The sequence below is a fragment of the Collinsella bouchesdurhonensis genome (genome assembly GCF_900155365.1).
Taxonomy (GTDB): Bacteria; Actinomycetota; Coriobacteriia; order Coriobacteriales; family Coriobacteriaceae; genus Collinsella; species Collinsella bouchesdurhonensis.
This window is the reverse complement of sequence record NZ_LT699739.1, coordinates 635994-651157: the sequence shown is the minus strand read 5'-3', so window position 1 is coordinate 651157 and position 15164 is coordinate 635994. Positions and strand designations below refer to the sequence as shown.

Sequence of the window (15164 nt, the reverse complement as noted above, 5' to 3'; positions counted from 1 at the left end):
GCGGGGGCGCCGCGGGGGATCCCCCCCCGCGGCGCCCCCTTTCTCTTTCTCCCCGTATCGTTCAGCCGAGGGCCCCGCGGGGCCCTTTTTCCATGGGCGGCATCCTGCCTTGTCTGCAGATTGGCGCGGAAGAGCCGTGCGCCCTCCCGGCCCCGCGGCTCTTCTGCTTTGCCGCCGATCCACCTGGCCCGCCCGCCGGCGGTCCTTTCGGTACCCGGCCCCTTCTTTCGGCTATCGGGCCTTTGTCCCGTCCGTTGGGCCCTCGTGCGTTTTCTCTCGTGCAGGGGGAGGGACATGAGGTTATAGGGCCTTAAAGCGAGACCTGCTGCCTTTAGAGCGGCTGTGTCCAATATGGCTGTAGGTGGTAACTTCAAAATGAACAGATCGGCTTGATCAATTTGAGCACAAAGGCAGACATGCCGACCAACTCAATCGACTAACTTGGTTTTCGCCTAGAGAAACCAACCAAGGAGGTCAGAAAGGTATGATCAGCATGTCGCAAACCTATTCTATACGGCAGCTGCGCAAAAGCGGCGAGTCCATCTCCGAGATCGCGCGAAAAGTCGGAGTCTCGCGCAACACCGTGTACGCGAAGCTGGCCGCCCCCGACCTTTCGCCGCAGATGCCGGTGAAGGAGCCCAGAGAGAAGATGCTCGACGCGTACAGGCCGGTCATCGAGGGGTACCTCGACGAGGACGAGCGGGGCTGGCGCAAGCAAAGGCACACCGCGCGCCGCATCTGGCAGCGCCTTCGCGACGAGCACGGCGTCGCCTGCAGCGAATCCACCGTCAGGCATTACGTCCACGACCTCAAGGCCCAGAGGAGAAGCGTCGCCGAATCCTACCTGGACCTTGTCTGGAGCCCCGGCGAGGCGCAGGCCGACTTCGGGGAGGCCGACTTCGCCGTCGTCGGCGCAAGGCGCAGGATGAGCTTCTTCGTGCTCTCCTTCCCGTTCTCCAACATGGGGTTCGCCCAGGTCTTCCCCTCCGAGAACGCCGAGTGCGTATGCCAGGCGCTCAAGCAGATCTTCGAATACGTGGGCGGCGTCCCCACCAGGATCGTCTTCGACAACGCCACCGGCGTCGGGCGCAGGGTCTGCGACGGGGTCAGGACCACCGAGACCTTCGCCGCGTTCGCCGCCCACTACGGGTTCGCCTTCTCGTTCTGCAACCCCTATTCCGGGCACGAGAAGGGCAACGTCGAGAGCAAGGTCAGGTTCGTGAGGTCGAACCTGTTCGTGCCTGTCCCGAGGCTCTGCAACGTCGATTCGTTCAACGAGAGGCTGCTGGGCAGATGCTGCTCGCTGTCCAAGTCCCACTACCTCAAGGGCGAGGACGAGAAGCAGCTGTTCGTCGAGGACTCGGCCGCGATGGCGGGGCTGCCGGAAGCGGCGTTCACAGTGGTCAGGTACGCGCATTGCAAGGCCGACAAGCAGGGGAAGGTCNGTAGCGGTGTCTGCCGTCGAGGCACGCGTCGCCGTACTTGTCGGTCTTGGCCGTGACTATCTTCGCGACGCGGAAGGGCTTCGCCGGCAGGTCGGCCATGGCCACGCAGTCCTCCATGAACAGCTGGCGCTCGGGCTCCCCTTTGAGGTAATGGTCCTTGCCGGCGCGATCCAGGCACCTGCCGAGGATCCGCTTGTTGTAGGCGGGCAGGCTGTCGATGCGGGGAACGGGGACGAACAGGTTGCGCCGGATGGCCCCGACGGCATTCTCCACGGAGCCCTTCTCGTGGCCGGAGTTGGGGTTGCAGAAGGAGAAGTCGAACCCGTAGTGGGCGGCGAAGCGCGTGAACGTGTCGGCGGTGCTGACAACCTGGCCGACCCTTCTGCCGACGCCCGTGGCGTTGTCAAACACCAACCGGGTGGGCACGCCCCCGCAGAACTCGAACACGGCCTTCAGGCCCTCGCAGACGCATTCCGACGTCTCGCCCCAGAAGCATTGCGCCAGCGACACGTTGGAGAACGGGAAGGTGACCACCAGGTAGTGCACCTCGCGCATGACGCCCAGCACCCTGAAGTCGCACACGCCGAAGTCGACCTGCCCCTCGCCGGGCGCCCATTCGAGGTTGAGGAACTCGTCTTTGGCGCCTTTGAGCTCGGCTTTGCGCTTCTTGACGTAGGCCTGGACGATTGTGTAGCTGCCGTCGTAGCCGCATTCCGCGACGAGCCGGTCGAATACCCGCTGGGCCGTGTGTCGCTGCTTGGGGCGCCGCTTCCTGTCCTCCGCAAGCCAACGATCTATCGTCGCCTTGAACGGGTCAAGCTTCGAACCGCGCCTCTTCCTGGGCTTGACCTGAGGGGAGAAGTCGTCCATGTCGCGGTATTTGCGCACCGTGGGCTCGGAGATTCCCTCCTCCCTGGCTATCTGGGCGACGCTGTCGCCACGGGCAGCGCGCTGCTTGATTGCTAGAATAGTTGACATGCCGATCATTTCCTTTCCGGCCTCCTTGAGTCGATTACCGAAGCAATGACTAAGTTAGGCCATCCGTTGGAGGTGGTCGGCGCCTTTGCTTATGAGGCGAAACAATCGTCGTGAAACCCGAAACTTTTATCTCGTGATTTCCTAAAAATAAAAGCTATCAAAAACAAACGAGACGATCGAGTGGTTCCTCGCGTCGTCCAGCGCGGCCCAGCTGAGGGCCGTCAGCGACCTCATCGGATACGAGATGGACGTCAGGGAGAGGAACAAGCGCTCCAGGCTGTACAGAAGGGCGAAGTTCCCGCAGGTCAAATCGTTCGACGGGTACGACTTCTCGCAGGTCGCGTTCCCGGACGGCTACGGCGTGGACGACCTCAAGAGCCTGTCGTTCGTCGATGCGGCCCAGGACTTCGTGTTCCATGGGCAGACCGGGCGCGGCAAGACGCACCTGGCCATCGCGATCGGCAGCGCATGCGTGATGGCCGGCAAGGCGGTCAGGTTCTACACCGCGGCCGAGCTGGCGCTGTCGCTGGCGAAGGCCAAGAGGGAGCACCGACTCGAGGCGATGATGAAGGACATCGAAAGGAACGACCTTGTCATACTCGACGAGTTCGGGTACGTGCCGATCGACGTCGAGAGCGCGCGGCTGCTGTTCCAGGTGGTCTCCGCCTGCTACGAGAGGAGGAGCATGATCTTCACGACCAACATCGAGTTCAGCAAATGGGGGACGATCCTAGGGGATGACAAGCTCGCGGCTGCGATGATCGACAGGATCGTGCATCACGGAAGGCTCATCGAGTTCGGGGGATCGAGCCGCCGCATGGATGCGGCGCTGATGCTCGGAAAGGCGAACGTTTAACCAGGCCGTCTGCCAAACTGCTCAAATTGCGCGTGCCACTTTGTTCATTGCCTGCTTGACATAAACATATGGCTTAACTTTGATAGAGCTTTTTAACTTCTTTTAGTATTTTGCTTTGTACACTTGGCTGGCACCTATTTTGGTTAGGAAGCAATTTCGTGATCGTTACGCTTGTTGTCTTTACGGATATGAGACTGTGTGGCCACTAAGCCTGTTCCTGGCTTTGACGGCATATTTCCGGCTATCGGTGCTTGACCTTTTTTTGAAACGCTTAGGGCTTTTTCAGAAGTTTCTCCACAATCCGGCTATTCGTCGTTATGACCTTCGTTTGTATGATATGAAAAGTAATTCTTTACTTCATAAGATGGCTCGCTTTCGTTAGTACCGTTCATCTTATAATTCCTACCTTTAGCAGCCTTTGATACGTTTCAATTCTGTTTCGTCTCTCATTTCATCGAAAATAGTCCTGCTTAAACGAATTTGTTTTTGCCTGCTACCGAGCGCAATAGCGCCCATAGATGGTCACTCTATGGGTGGAGAAGTGCATAAAACAGCACGTACGGACGGTATCGCAGTTTGACTTGGGAGTTTCCCTGTCTGCTGCGATACCGTTTTTTGTTTTTTATGCCTACGGACGGTATCGCGGTTTGGCCCAGACTTCCTGGACGTCACTGCGATGCCGTCCGTTTTCTGTTTGTTCGTTTGTCGTGCTCGGAAGGGGTTTAAATGTCCAAGAGCGTGCTAGTTGAAGAGAATATAGCTACTGAAACGCTTCAAAATCTGTCGGTAGTCGAGGGTGGATCCTCAGATCAGGGCGTGGCACCCACGACCCGTTTTACGAAAGAGTTGGGCCCGGAGTGGATTGGCTGCCTTGTTGGCCTGTGCGTGCTGTTCGTTCCCATGGCTATGGTTATGGGCACCACCAACATGATCTCCACTCTCATGAAGACGGCGTACGCGCTGCTCCTGGACACCTGCTTCTATATTATGGCGATTGCCGTCGTGTGCGGAGCCTTGGGTTCTCTGTTCACTGAGTTTGGCGTCGTCGCTATGCTCAATAAGTTGATCACTCCGCTGATGAAACCGCTTTTTGGTTTGCCTGGTGCAGCTTCCGTAGGTGCTATCGCGACATTCCTGTCTGATAATCCCGCAATCTGCACCTTTATTCACAACCGTGGCTTCATGCGTTATTTCAAGCGCTATCAGATTCCTGCGCTTGTTAACTTCGGTACCTGCTTCGGTATCGGCATGATTGTTGTCGGTGCTGTCCTGGGCCTCTCTGGCACCAACGGTGTCGACACCATTCTTCCCACTGGAATCGGTAGCCTTTGCGCCATCCTGGGCGGCGTTCTCTCGACTCGCCTGCTGCTCATCCCCTGCGCCCGTAAGTTCGGTAAAGAACAGGACGCAGTCGATGCTTATGAGATGGATGATGACGGTGTCGAGCTTCCTGAGGGCAAGCGCGCCATCCGTGAGGGCGGCGTCTCCATGCGCGCCATGTCTTCCTTGATTGACGGCGGTAAGGACGGTGTTCAGCTTGGTCTCGCCATCATCCCAGGTGTTCTTATCATCTGCACGATCGTCATGATGCTGTCGAATGGCGCTGGCGAGGGCGGCGTTTACACGGGTGCCGCCTACGAAGGCGTGTATTTCCTTCCCTGGCTTGCCGGCAAGATCGATTTCATCATCACCCCGCTTTTTGGCTTTACGCACATGGAGGCCCTGAGCGTCGTGGCTACCTCGCTGGCCTCTGCCGGCGCTTCTATGAGCCTTGTTGCCGGCCTGCTTCAGGGCGGGCTGCTTGGTGCCAAGGACATTGCGGTTCTCACGGCAATCTGCTTTTGCTGGAGCGGTTTCCTCTCTACGCACGTTCCGATGCTCGATGACCTGAAGGGCACCGAGTTCACCGGTTTCGCGATTGTGACGCATCTGGTGGGTGGCCTTGCTGCAGGCGTCTTGGCAAACGTGATCTGCATGCTCATCGGCATTGCATAGGAACGGGACTGACCAGAGATGAAATTGCCAGCTGTCATAAATGTTCAGAAGTTCTCGGTGCATGATGGCCATGGAATTCGCACATCGATCTTTTTTAAGGGCTGTTTGCTGTCATGTTGGTGGTGCCATAACCCCGAGAGCCAGAGCTTTGATCGCGAGCTGATGTTTGATCCCGGCAAGTGCACGGGATGCGGGCTGTGCGTTAAGGCGTGCCCGCATGACGCGGTGACTGTTGGGGAAGATGGGCATGCGCACACGAGCAAGGGTACCTGTGTAACCTGCGGAGCCTGTCTGGATTGGTGCCCCAACGAATGCCGTGAAATCGTGGGCACCCAGCGCTATACGGTGGATGAGCTTGTCCAGAAGGCTCTGGAGGACCAGCAGTTCTACGAGCGCTCGGGAGGCGGCGTTACGCTTTCGGGCGGCGAATGCATGGTCCAGGACTCCGATTTCATGGAGGAGCTTTGCCGCAAGCTTCACTTTGAGGGCATCGACATCGCCATCGACACGTGCGGCTATGCGCCTTTGGGCACCTATCGTCGTCTGCTTCCTTATGTTGATACTTGGCTGTATGACATTAAGATGATCGACGAGGAGAAGCACATCAAATATATTGGCCGTTCAAACGATGTCATTCTTCGAAATCTCGAGTTTTTGGCCCATAACGGCGCATCGCTCAACATTCGCATTCCGACCATTGGAACGGTAAACGATGACGATGAGAGCATGCTTGCTGTCATTGAGTACCTCAAAAGCCATGTGGGAATGCCGCCGGTGAATCTGCTTCCTTACCACACAACGGGAAGCAGCAAATATACGCGTCTGGGAAGGCCGTATTTAGCTCGTGACTTGCAGGTTCCAAGCGAAGAGCGCATGGAGCATCTGAAAGATCTGTTTTTGCAGCATGGGTTCGATAACGTTCAAATTGGAGGGTAACGATGGAAAACGTAAAGGAATTGGAAATGGCGGAGCTCGCTGCGATTGAAGAGGCCTTGAAGGCAGTGTCCTCTCATACGGCCCCGACGCGCGAGACCAGCCATGCCACATGGCAGGAGGATCGCGGCATGAACGACCGTGTCAAGATGCTCCGTCATCAGAGCGAGACCACGCAGCCGTACATCGATATGGAGCGCGCGCTCATCGAAACCGAGACATACAAGCGCTATGAGGGCTCTCTTTCGATCCCCGAGCTTCGCGGCCAGGTGCTCCATGACTACTTTGAGCGCAAGACCATTCGCATCGAGCCCGGCGAGTTGATTGTGGGCGAGAAGGGACGCGGGCCCCAGGCTGCCCCAACTTTCCCCGAGCTTTGCTGCCATACGCTCGAGGACATGCACAACATGAACGATCGCGAGCAGGTCAACTTCAAGGTTACCGAGGACGACCTGCGCGTCCAGGAGCAGATCATCATTCCGTATTGGAAGAACCGCGCTTTTCGCGAGAAGATCATGGCTGCCCAGACCGAGCAGTGGCACCTCGCTTTCGAGGCCGGCATCTTCACTGAGTTCTATGAGCAGCGTGCCGGCGGTCATACCTGCCTGGGCTCTGAGCGCGGCGTGACCCATGGCTTTGCCGAGATCAAGCAGGAGATCCAGAATGCTCTCGATGCCATTGACTATCTGAACGACAATCAGGCTCTCGAGAAGCGTGACGAGCTGCGCGGTATGCTCATCGCCGTTGACGCAACCACCGTGCTTGCCAACCGCTATGCCGACCTTGCTGCCAAGATGGCTGAGGAGGAGAGCGATTCCAAGCGTGCTGAGGAGCTGCGCCAGATCTCTGAGAACTGCCGCGTTGTGGCCAATGAGCGCCCCAAGACCTACTGGCAGTGGATTCAGCGCTACTGGTTTATCCATCTCGCTGTCACCAGCGAGACGAACCCGTGGGACGCTTACACCCCGGGCCGTCTCGACCAGCATCTGAACCCGTACTATCAGGCCGACGTTGCCGCTGGCCGTCTTGACCGCGAGCACGCCCTTGAGCTTCTTGAGTGCCTGTGGGTCAAGTTCAACAGCCAGCCCGCACCTCCCAAGGTGGGTGTGACCCTCAAGGAGTCCGGCACCTATTCCGACTTCGCCAACATCAATACCGGCGGTGTCACCCCGGACGGCAAGAATGGCGTGAACGACGTCTCCTACATCATTCTCGACTGCATGGGAGAAATGATGTTCATCCAGCCCAACTCCAACGTGCAGATCAGCCGCAAGACCCCACGCAAGTTCTTGAAGCGCGCTTGTGAGGTCGCTCGCGCCGGTTGGGGCCAGCCCGCCTTCTACAACACCGAGGAGATCATCGACGAGCAGCTCAATGCCGGCAAGAGCCTGACCGATGCCCGTCATGGTGGTTCTTCGGGTTGTGTTGAGACCGGCTGCTGGGGCTATGAGGCCTATCCTCTGACCGGTTACTTCAACCTGCCTAAGATTCTCGAGGTTACGCTTAACAACGGTGTTGACCCCCGTTCTGGCAAGATGATTGGTATCGAGACTGGCGACCCGCGCGATTTCGAGACCTTCGAGGAGCTCTTCGACGCCTACAAGAAGCAGGTTAAGTATTTCGAGGATGTTAAGGTCAACGGTTCGAACATCAACACCCAGCTGACCGCCAAGTACAATCCCGTGCCCTACATGTCGCTTCTGACCGAGGACTGCATCGCCCGCGGCGAGGATTACAACGCCGGTGGCGCCCGCTACAACACCACGTACCTCCAGGGCGTGGGCATCGGCTCCATCACCGACGCTCTCTCCTCGCTCAAGTACAACGTCTATGACAAGAAGCGCTTCACCATGGATGAGCTGCTTGAGGCTATCGACCACAACTTTGAGGGCGAGAAGTATCAGCTGATCCGCAATCTCGTGAGCCGCAAGACGCCTAAGTTTGGTAACGACGACGATTACGCCGACGACATCATGCGTGCGGTGTTCCAGTACTTCCACGACACCATCACCGGTAGGCCCAATATGCGTCGCGGCGAGTGGCGTATCGACATGCTGCCCACCACCTGCCATATCTACTTTGGCGAGGTTACGGGCGCATCTCCTTCCGGTCGTCTCTCCGGCGAGCCTGTTTCCGACGGCATCTCGCCCGAGCGCTCCGCCGACGTCAACGGCCCTACGGCAGTTATCAAGTCTTGCGCCAAGATGGACCACGCGGCAACAGGCGGCACCCTGCTCAACCAGAAGTTCACGCCAAGCTCCATTGCCGGAGACAAGGGTATCGAGAATCTGGCCGACCTGGTGCGCAGCTACTTTGACATGGACGGCCATCACATCCAGTTCAACATCATCGACAAGGAGACGCTGTTGGATGCTCAAAAGCATCCGGAGAACTACAAGGACCTTATCGTCCGCGTGGCAGGTTTCTCCGAGAAGTGGTGCAACCTGGGTACGGAGCTTCAAAACGAAATCATCAATCGTACCGAGCAGTCGTTCTAGATTGTGTTTTAGATTGCTTTGAGGATTCTATAGGTAACGATGCGGTGTGACAGAATGGTCCGGTGGGCATTTGTCACATCGCCGAATTGAGAGGATAGAGATATGGCTAAGGAACTGGCACTTATCGGTTGCGGAAACATGGGTACTGCGATGCTCAAGGGTATCGTGGGCTCCGGTCTCGTGGCCGCTCAGGACGTTACGGTCGCAGATGTGAGCGAGACGTCGCAGCAGAGGCTCGCAGGCGAGCTTGGCTGCCAGGGAACTTGTGACAACAGCGAGGCCGTGGCTGGCGCCAAGAGCATCATCATCGCTGTGAAGCCGCAGTATCTCGATGGTGTCGTCAAAGCGTTTGCCCCGTCCGTCGATAAGGATGCCGTTATCATCTCCATTGCTGCCGGCGTTTCCCTTGAGCGCCTCGAGGGCCTTTTGGGCGCCGACCATAAGATCGTGCGCGTTATGCCCAACCTGGCCGCAATGGTGGGCGAGTCGATGAGCGCCCTGTGTCCGAATGGAAACGTGACCGAGGCGGAGCGCGAGCACGTTCACGAGCTGTTCTGCGCTTTTGGCAAAGCTGAGTTTATCCCCGAGCATCTGATGGACGCGGTTGTTGCCGTCTCTGGCTCTGCTCCTGCCTATGTGTGCCTGTTTATCGAGGCTATGGCGGACGCCGCGGTCATCGAGGGCATGCCGCGCGCTCAGGCTTACGCTATGGCCGAACAGGCGGTTTTGGGCACTGCCAAGTATCTGCAGGAGACCGGCACGCATCCCGCCGTGCTCAAGGACATGGTGAGCTCGCCTGCCGGCACGACGATTGCTGCCGTGGCCGAGCTCGAGCGCGGTGGTCTGCGTGCGACCGTGGTCGATGCGATGCTCGCGTGCGCCGAGCGCAACCGCGAGTTGGCCTAGCATATAGCGCCTAACGCGAAGATTCGGCATAGGTTTGCCTGAGAGCCAAAGGGACTGTCCCTTTGGCTCTTTATTTATGTTTCAATAAGGCTCATGTTTACGTTATTTCTTTTAGGCAACATAGCATCGGGCAAGTCGTATGCGGCACGCTATCTTGAGCGCGCGGGCGGTTTACGTATCGATTTGGACCAGATGGCAAAAGATCTGTACCAGCCGGGTTCTGCCGTTGTGGCGGAACTTGCCGATTGTTTTGGCTGGGATATTCTGGACGAAACCGGCGGCGTCGTAACGGCTCGCCTGGCAAGCCGTGCGTTTGCGGATGATGAGCGGACGGCAAAACTCAACGATATCGTGCATCCGGTGCTTGTCGAACGCCTGGCCGATCGTTTGTTGCCCTATGGCTGCTGCGTGGCAATGCGGCCAAACGTTCCTTTTACCGTGGTCGAGGTTTCTGCCCCTGCATCTTTTTTGGATGCTTTTTCGCTTGCCGATGAGGTGGCGACTGTTTGGGCGCCGCTCGATGTGCGTCGTGGGCGCGCCATCGCGCGCGGTATGGCTCCCGACGATTTTGAACGTCGCGCAGCTCTGCAGCCGAGCGACGAACAGCTTAAAGCATGGTCTTCGATTGTCTTTGACAATGCGGTTGCTGATGGCCGCCTCGAGGCGGCACTTGACGAGTGGCTTGCATGCCATGGTTTTGATCGGGCGGGAGAGGCTGATGACTAAAATCAGAGCTCCCCGTTTGCTTTCGTGGTACCGCGTCGTTCCCTTTTTGTGCATGATGGCCTTTGGCGTCGCTGCGCTCGTCTACGCGGCGGCACCCGCACCTTTGCTTCGCTTGTTCTATCCGCTTTCTCATGAGGAGCAGATTGTCGATTCGGCGACGCGGCACGGGGTCGACCCCTATCTTGTTGCAGCGGTGATCGAGACCGAGTCGGGGTGGGATGAAGATGCAAGGTCCGATCGGGGTGCGGAGGGCCTTATGCAGCTCATGCCCGAGACGGCGAGCGATATGATCAGCCTGGGCCTCGTCGATTCTTCCTATAATGTCTCGAACCTGAGCGACCCGGCTACGAATATCGAGTTTGGCTGCGCCTATCTTTCGTATCTCATTTCCTACTTCAACGGTTCGACCGATAAGGCCATTGCCGCGTACAATGCGGGAATGGGCAATGTGGAGCAGTGGGCCCAAAGGGAGACATCGCTGCAGGATGCGATCACGTTTCCCGAGACTCAGGCCTATCTGGCACGCGTGACCAATGCGCGCGAGCGCTATCAAGACTTGTACCCTCATAGTTTTTAACGATTGATCGAGGTGATGCACGATGACCGCATTCGAGGTCGAACGTGTGGGCGGAGAGCTCAAACGATTCGGAGTCGCGGGTGAGGACGTGCACTTTAAGGTTGTGGCGCCCTACGAGCCTTCGGGCGACCAGCCGCAGGCGATCGAGTCGCTTAGGGCTGGGGTGGAGGCGGGGGACCGCTACCAAGTCCTTCTGGGCGTGACCGGCTCGGGCAAGACGTTTACCATGGCAAAGACCATCGAAGCAGTGGGCAAGCCAACGCTTGTCATGGCGCCCAATAAGACGCTTGCAGCGCAGCTGGCCTCTGAGCTACGCGAGTTTTTCCCCAATAATGCCGTGGTCTACTTCGTCTCGTACTACGACTACTATCAGCCGGAAGCATATGTTCCGCAAAGCGACACGTATATCGAAAAGGACTCTTCCATTAACGAAGAGGTCGAGATGCTGCGCCATCAGGCGACGGCATCGCTTCTTTCGCGCCGCGATGTGATTGTGGTCGCGAGCGTCTCGTGCATCTATGGTATCGGCAGCCCGGAGGATTACGCGGGCTTGGCTCCCAATGTGGACAAGAAGGTGCCCCTTGAGCGCGATGATTTTATCCACGCGCTGATTGATATCCAATACGATCGCAATGACTATGACCTTGCACGCGGTACGTTTCGCGTGCGTGGCGATGTGGTTGATGTCTATCCTCCGTATGCGGAGCACCCCTTGCGCTTTGAGTTCTTTGGTGACGAGGTGGAGCTCATTGCCGAGATCGATGAGGTCACAGGCGAACTGTTGCGTGAGTACGACGCCATCCCTGTGTGGCCCGCCTCGCACTACGTGACCGAGAAACCCAAGGTGACGGCGGCTCTCAAGACCATCGAGGAGGAGTGCGAGCAGCGCGTGGCCGAGCTCAAGGCCGAGGACAAGCTGCTCGAGGCGCAGCGCTTGCAGCAACGAACCGATTACGACCTTGAGCTGCTCGAGACGATGGGTTTTTGCACGGGTATCGAGAACTATTCGCGTCACCTCGATGGGCGCCGCCCCGGAGAGCCGCCTTTTACGCTTATCGATTACTTTCCCAAGGACATGCTTTGCATTATCGACGAGAGCCATGTCACGGTGCCGCAGATTCGCGGCATGCACGAAGGCGACCGTTCGCGCAAGGTGACGCTGGTGGAGCACGGCTTTCGTCTGCCTTCGGCGCTCGATAACCGTCCGTTGCGCTTCGATGAGTTCGAGGCGCGCATTCCGCAGTTCATCTACGTATCGGCGACGCCGGGCGACTACGAGCTTCGCGTGTCTCAAAACAACGTGGAGCAGATTATTCGTCCTACGGGCTTGCTCGACCCCAAGATCGACGTGCGACCGGTGCGCGGCCAGATCGACGATTTGCTGGATGAGATTCGCGAGCGCACGGCGCGCCACGAGCGCGTGCTTGTGACCACGCTCACCAAGCGCATGGCGGAGGACCTGACGGACTATCTGCTTGATGCGGGCGTGAAGGTCAACTATATGCACTCGGATACGGCCACGATGGATCGCGTCGAGATTCTGCGCGACCTACGCCGCGGAAAGATCGACGTGCTTGTGGGCATCAACCTTCTGCGCGAAGGCTTGGATTTGCCCGAGGTGTCGCTTGTGGCGATTCTCGATGCAGATAAAGAGGGTTTTCTGCGCAATCGCCGCTCCCTTATCCAAACGATCGGCCGTGCGGCGCGAAATGCCGAGGGCGAGGTCATCATGTATGCCGACACCGTCACCGATTCGATGCGCGAGGCCATTGACGAGACGCAGCGCCGCCGCGAGATTCAGATGGCGTACAACGAGGAGCACCATATCGAGCCCAAGACGGTGCGCAAGGCCATCAACGACATTTCGAGTTTTATCGCCGAGGCTACGGAGAACGTGGGCAAGCGCGACCGCAGCCGCGGGGATACGCTGGGTCACGGCGAGTTTTTCACGCCGGCGGGCGGGGAGAGCGCTACTGGCGATACGCCCGAACAAACGGGTTCCGAGCTGGTGCGGGAGATGGCCAAGCTGCCTCAGGCCGAGCTTGCGCGCGTGATTGCCGCGATGGAAGAGGATATGCGCGCTGCATCCGAGGCGATGGATTTCGAGCAGGCGGCTAACCTGCGCGATACGCTCGTGCAGCTCAAAGCGGTTGCCGAGGGCGGCACCGAGGAAGAGATCATCGAGCGTCTGCGCGCGGGCGCTCGTAAGGGCTCGGCCTTTGGCGGCACTCGCCGCCGTACCGGGTTCAAGGGAAAGAGGTAACGGACCCGTGGAGGTGGCGGGAATCCATCGCCTGTTCGCCCACGCGCAAGAGCTTTCGTCCGGTCGCGTGGTCATTGCCATTGCGGGCATGGAAGGTACATTGGCGAGCGTTATCGGCGGCTTGGTAAGCTGCCCGGTGATCGCGGTTCCCACAAGCGTGGGATATGGGGCGAGCTTCGAGGGGCTCACGGCTCTGCTGGCTATGCTCAGCTCGTGCGCGAGTGGCGTTTCGGCGGTCAACATCGACAGCGGCTTTGGTGCCGCTTATCAGGCGAGCCTCATCAATCACTTGGGACCGCGTGCCGCCGCGGCCCTTGATGTATAAGGGTTAACGAAGGTCTGCGATGAGCGCCTGCGCGCAGCGGATGCCGTCGGTGGCGGCGCTCATGATGCCGCCGGCGTAGCCCGCCCCCTCGCCACAGGGGTAGAGGCCCTCTGCGCCGAGTGCGTGACATGAGGAGTCGCGCACGATGGTCACGGGCGAGCTCGAGCGCGACTCGATGGCAGTGAGCACAGCGTCCGGATGGTCGTATCCGCGCAGTTTACGCCCGAGCGCGGGTATGCCCAGACGCAGCGTCTCTGCAACGTGGACGGGAAGGCACGGATCGATTTCGGTCCAAGTCACGCCGCGCGGATAGGTGGGGGCGACCGTCGCCGCGCCCGTGCTAGGGCGATGCGCCATGAAGTCACCGACAAGCTGCGCGGGTGCCCGGTATGCGCCGTCTCCGATCTCGAACGCGCGGTGTTCGCATGAGCGCTGAAGATCGACGCCTGCAAGGGGATCGTCTCCGGGGAGGTCCTGCGGATTGATGTTGACGAGCAGCGCCGCGTTGGCGTTTACGCCGTCGCGGGCATACAGGCTTGCGCCGTTGGTGACCACACCATGTGCCTCCGATGTCGCCGCGACCACTTGGCCTCCAGGGCACATGCAGAACGAAAAGAGGCTGCGACCGTTTTTGGTGTGGGCGACAAGCTTGTATGGGGCGGCCCCCAGGGCGGGATGCCCTGCGGCGCTTCCATATTGAGCGCGGTCGATATCGCATTGGAGATGTTCGATGCGAACGCCCATGGCAAAGGTCTTGCGCTGGAGGGAAAAATCACGCTGGGACAACAGGGCGAAGACATCGCGGGCAGAATGGCCGCAGGCCAAGATGAGCCGTGAGGTGGCGATCGTCTCCTCGCGTTTGATCCCGCCTGCATCCGCGCTGCTCACGGTGATGGACGAGATGGCGCCCGCTGTGGTGCGTGCGATATCGACCATCTGGGTATTGAAGCGTACTTCGCCCCCAAGGTTTTCGATCTGGGCGACGATATCGGTGACGATGGCAGGCAGGATGTCGGAGCCGATGTGCGGTTTAGCGTCCCAAAGAATCTCGCGCGGAGCTCCGGCTTCCACAAAAGTCTGAAGGATGAGCCGGTGGAGGGGATTTTTGGTCCCTGTGGTGAGTTTGCCGTCGGAGAATGTGCCGGCGCCGCCCAGGCCAAACTGGATGTTACTGCTCGCGTTGAGCTCGCCTGTGCGGTTGAAGTGCTCGACGTCGCGCGTCCGACGTGTGGCATCGGCGCCGCGCTCGATAAGGAGCGGTTCAAGGCCGGCATGGGCCAGAGTGAGGGCGGCAAAGAGGCCTGCGCAGCCCGTGCCTACGACGACGGGTCGCAATGCGGGACGGTGGCCGATTGCGTCGGGCTGCGGGAAGTGCGGCTCGTCGCCATCGATGAGATGGATGTTCTTGCGAGCGGATTCATCGAGCGTCTCCACGCATGCGAGCTCTTGGGCGCGGTTAGACAGCTGAATGTGTGCGCTTAGGATGAAGTGAACGTTGCTTTTCTTGCGTGCGTCGATTGACTTTCGATGCAGCACGATACGGGCGATGTCCTGCGATTGGATATTCAGGAGGCGTGTCGCCTCGCGCTTGCAGGCTTTGAGGCACGATTCTTCCGTTGAGCCTTGCTTGAGGCTGGCCTTGATGTTGGTGATCTCGATCAT

General features: G+C 58.8%; 12 protein-coding genes. 10 read left to right on the top strand and 2 right to left on the bottom strand.

Annotated elements, in window-relative coordinates:
- The first annotated feature begins 484 nt into the window (after positions 1-484).
- Positions 485-1501: an IS21 family transposase gene (gene istA / locus BQ9843_RS04865; protein WP_075844086.1), complete on the top strand. Its 1017-nt coding sequence runs from the start codon at positions 485-487 to the stop codon at positions 1499-1501.
- On the opposite strand, the gene istA (BQ9843_RS04860) is transcribed toward istA (BQ9843_RS04865), so the two are convergent.
- The gene (istA, locus tag BQ9843_RS04860; protein ID WP_195906614.1) at positions 1404-2423 is read right to left on the bottom strand and encodes an IS21 family transposase; all 1020 of its coding nucleotides are present in this window, start codon (positions 2421-2423) and stop codon (positions 1404-1406) included. The two genes, istA (BQ9843_RS04865) and istA (BQ9843_RS04860), sit on opposite strands and share 98 nt — an antisense overlap.
- A gap of 175 nt (positions 2424-2598) precedes the next feature.
- On the opposite strand from istA (BQ9843_RS04860), the gene istB reads away from it, so the two are divergent.
- The 9 genes from istB to BQ9843_RS04815 all read left to right on the top strand — a co-directional run bounded on the left by istB (position 2599) and on the right by BQ9843_RS04815 (position 13502).
- Complete coding sequence (istB, locus tag BQ9843_RS04855; RefSeq protein WP_075844084.1) at positions 2599-3279, top strand: IS21-like element helper ATPase IstB; 681 nt, start codon at positions 2599-2601, stop codon at positions 3277-3279.
- A gap of 726 nt (positions 3280-4005) precedes the next feature.
- Entirely contained in the window at positions 4006-5274 is a 1269-nt protein-coding gene (locus BQ9843_RS04850) for a CD0519/CD1768 family membrane protein (protein ID WP_083647920.1), read from the top strand.
- 18 nt (positions 5275-5292) lie between these two features.
- Positions 5293-6210 carry a glycyl-radical enzyme activating protein gene (locus tag BQ9843_RS04845; RefSeq protein ID WP_075844083.1) on the top strand — a complete coding sequence of 306 codons (918 nt, stop codon included), beginning with the start codon at positions 5293-5295 and terminating at the stop codon, positions 6208-6210.
- 26 nt (positions 6211-6236) lie between these two features.
- Positions 6237-8705 carry a trans-4-hydroxy-L-proline dehydratase gene (gene hypD, locus BQ9843_RS04840; protein WP_083647919.1) on the top strand — a complete coding sequence of 823 codons (2469 nt, stop codon included), beginning with the start codon at positions 6237-6239 and terminating at the stop codon, positions 8703-8705.
- Positions 8706-8807: 102 nt separating this feature from the next.
- The gene (proC, locus tag BQ9843_RS04835) at positions 8808-9611 is read left to right on the top strand and encodes a pyrroline-5-carboxylate reductase (RefSeq protein WP_022387094.1); all 804 of its coding nucleotides are present in this window, start codon (positions 8808-8810) and stop codon (positions 9609-9611) included.
- A gap of 93 nt (positions 9612-9704) precedes the next feature.
- Entirely contained in the window at positions 9705-10337 is a 633-nt protein-coding gene (locus BQ9843_RS04830) for a dephospho-CoA kinase (protein ID WP_075844082.1), read from the top strand.
- On the top strand, positions 10330-10914 hold the full coding sequence (locus BQ9843_RS04825) for a lytic transglycosylase domain-containing protein (RefSeq protein WP_075844081.1): 585 nt from the start codon (positions 10330-10332) through the stop codon (positions 10912-10914). The genes BQ9843_RS04830 and BQ9843_RS04825 overlap by 8 nt, the downstream gene beginning before the upstream one ends.
- Positions 10915-10936: 22 nt before the next feature.
- On the top strand, positions 10937-13177 hold the full coding sequence (gene uvrB / locus BQ9843_RS04820; protein ID WP_075844080.1) for an excinuclease ABC subunit UvrB: 2241 nt from the start codon (positions 10937-10939) through the stop codon (positions 13175-13177).
- A gap of 13 nt (positions 13178-13190) precedes the next feature.
- Positions 13191-13502: an AIR carboxylase family protein gene (locus BQ9843_RS04815; RefSeq protein ID WP_230205587.1), complete on the top strand. Its 312-nt coding sequence runs from the start codon at positions 13191-13193 to the stop codon at positions 13500-13502.
- Between the two features lie 3 nt (positions 13503-13505).
- Here BQ9843_RS04815 and BQ9843_RS04810 read toward each other — a convergent pair whose 3' ends face one another.
- Positions 13506-15164, bottom strand: coding sequence for an NAD(P)/FAD-dependent oxidoreductase (locus BQ9843_RS04810; protein ID WP_075844079.1), 1659 nt, complete (start codon positions 15162-15164; stop codon positions 13506-13508).

Bases quoted from the DNA above. Each gene is read 5' to 3' on its own strand.
- BQ9843_RS04810 (WP_075844079.1), bottom strand. From the start codon at position 15,164: ATGATCGAGATCACCAACATCAAGGCCAGCCTCAAGCAAGGCTCAACG.
- hypD (WP_083647919.1), top strand. From the start codon at position 6,237: ATGGCGGAGCTCGCTGCGATTGAAGAGGCCTTGAAGGCAGTGTCCTCT.
- proC (WP_022387094.1), top strand. From the start codon at position 8,808: ATGGCTAAGGAACTGGCACTTATCGGTTGCGGAAACATGGGTACTGCG.
- uvrB (WP_075844080.1), top strand. From the start codon at position 10,937: ATGACCGCATTCGAGGTCGAACGTGTGGGCGGAGAGCTCAAACGATTC.
- BQ9843_RS04850 (WP_083647920.1), top strand. From the start codon at position 4,006: ATGTCCAAGAGCGTGCTAGTTGAAGAGAATATAGCTACTGAAACGCTT.
- BQ9843_RS04845 (WP_075844083.1), top strand. From the start codon at position 5,293: ATGAAATTGCCAGCTGTCATAAATGTTCAGAAGTTCTCGGTGCATGAT.
- BQ9843_RS04825 (WP_075844081.1), top strand. From the start codon at position 10,330: ATGACTAAAATCAGAGCTCCCCGTTTGCTTTCGTGGTACCGCGTCGTT.
- BQ9843_RS04830 (WP_075844082.1), top strand. From the start codon at position 9,705: ATGTTTACGTTATTTCTTTTAGGCAACATAGCATCGGGCAAGTCGTAT.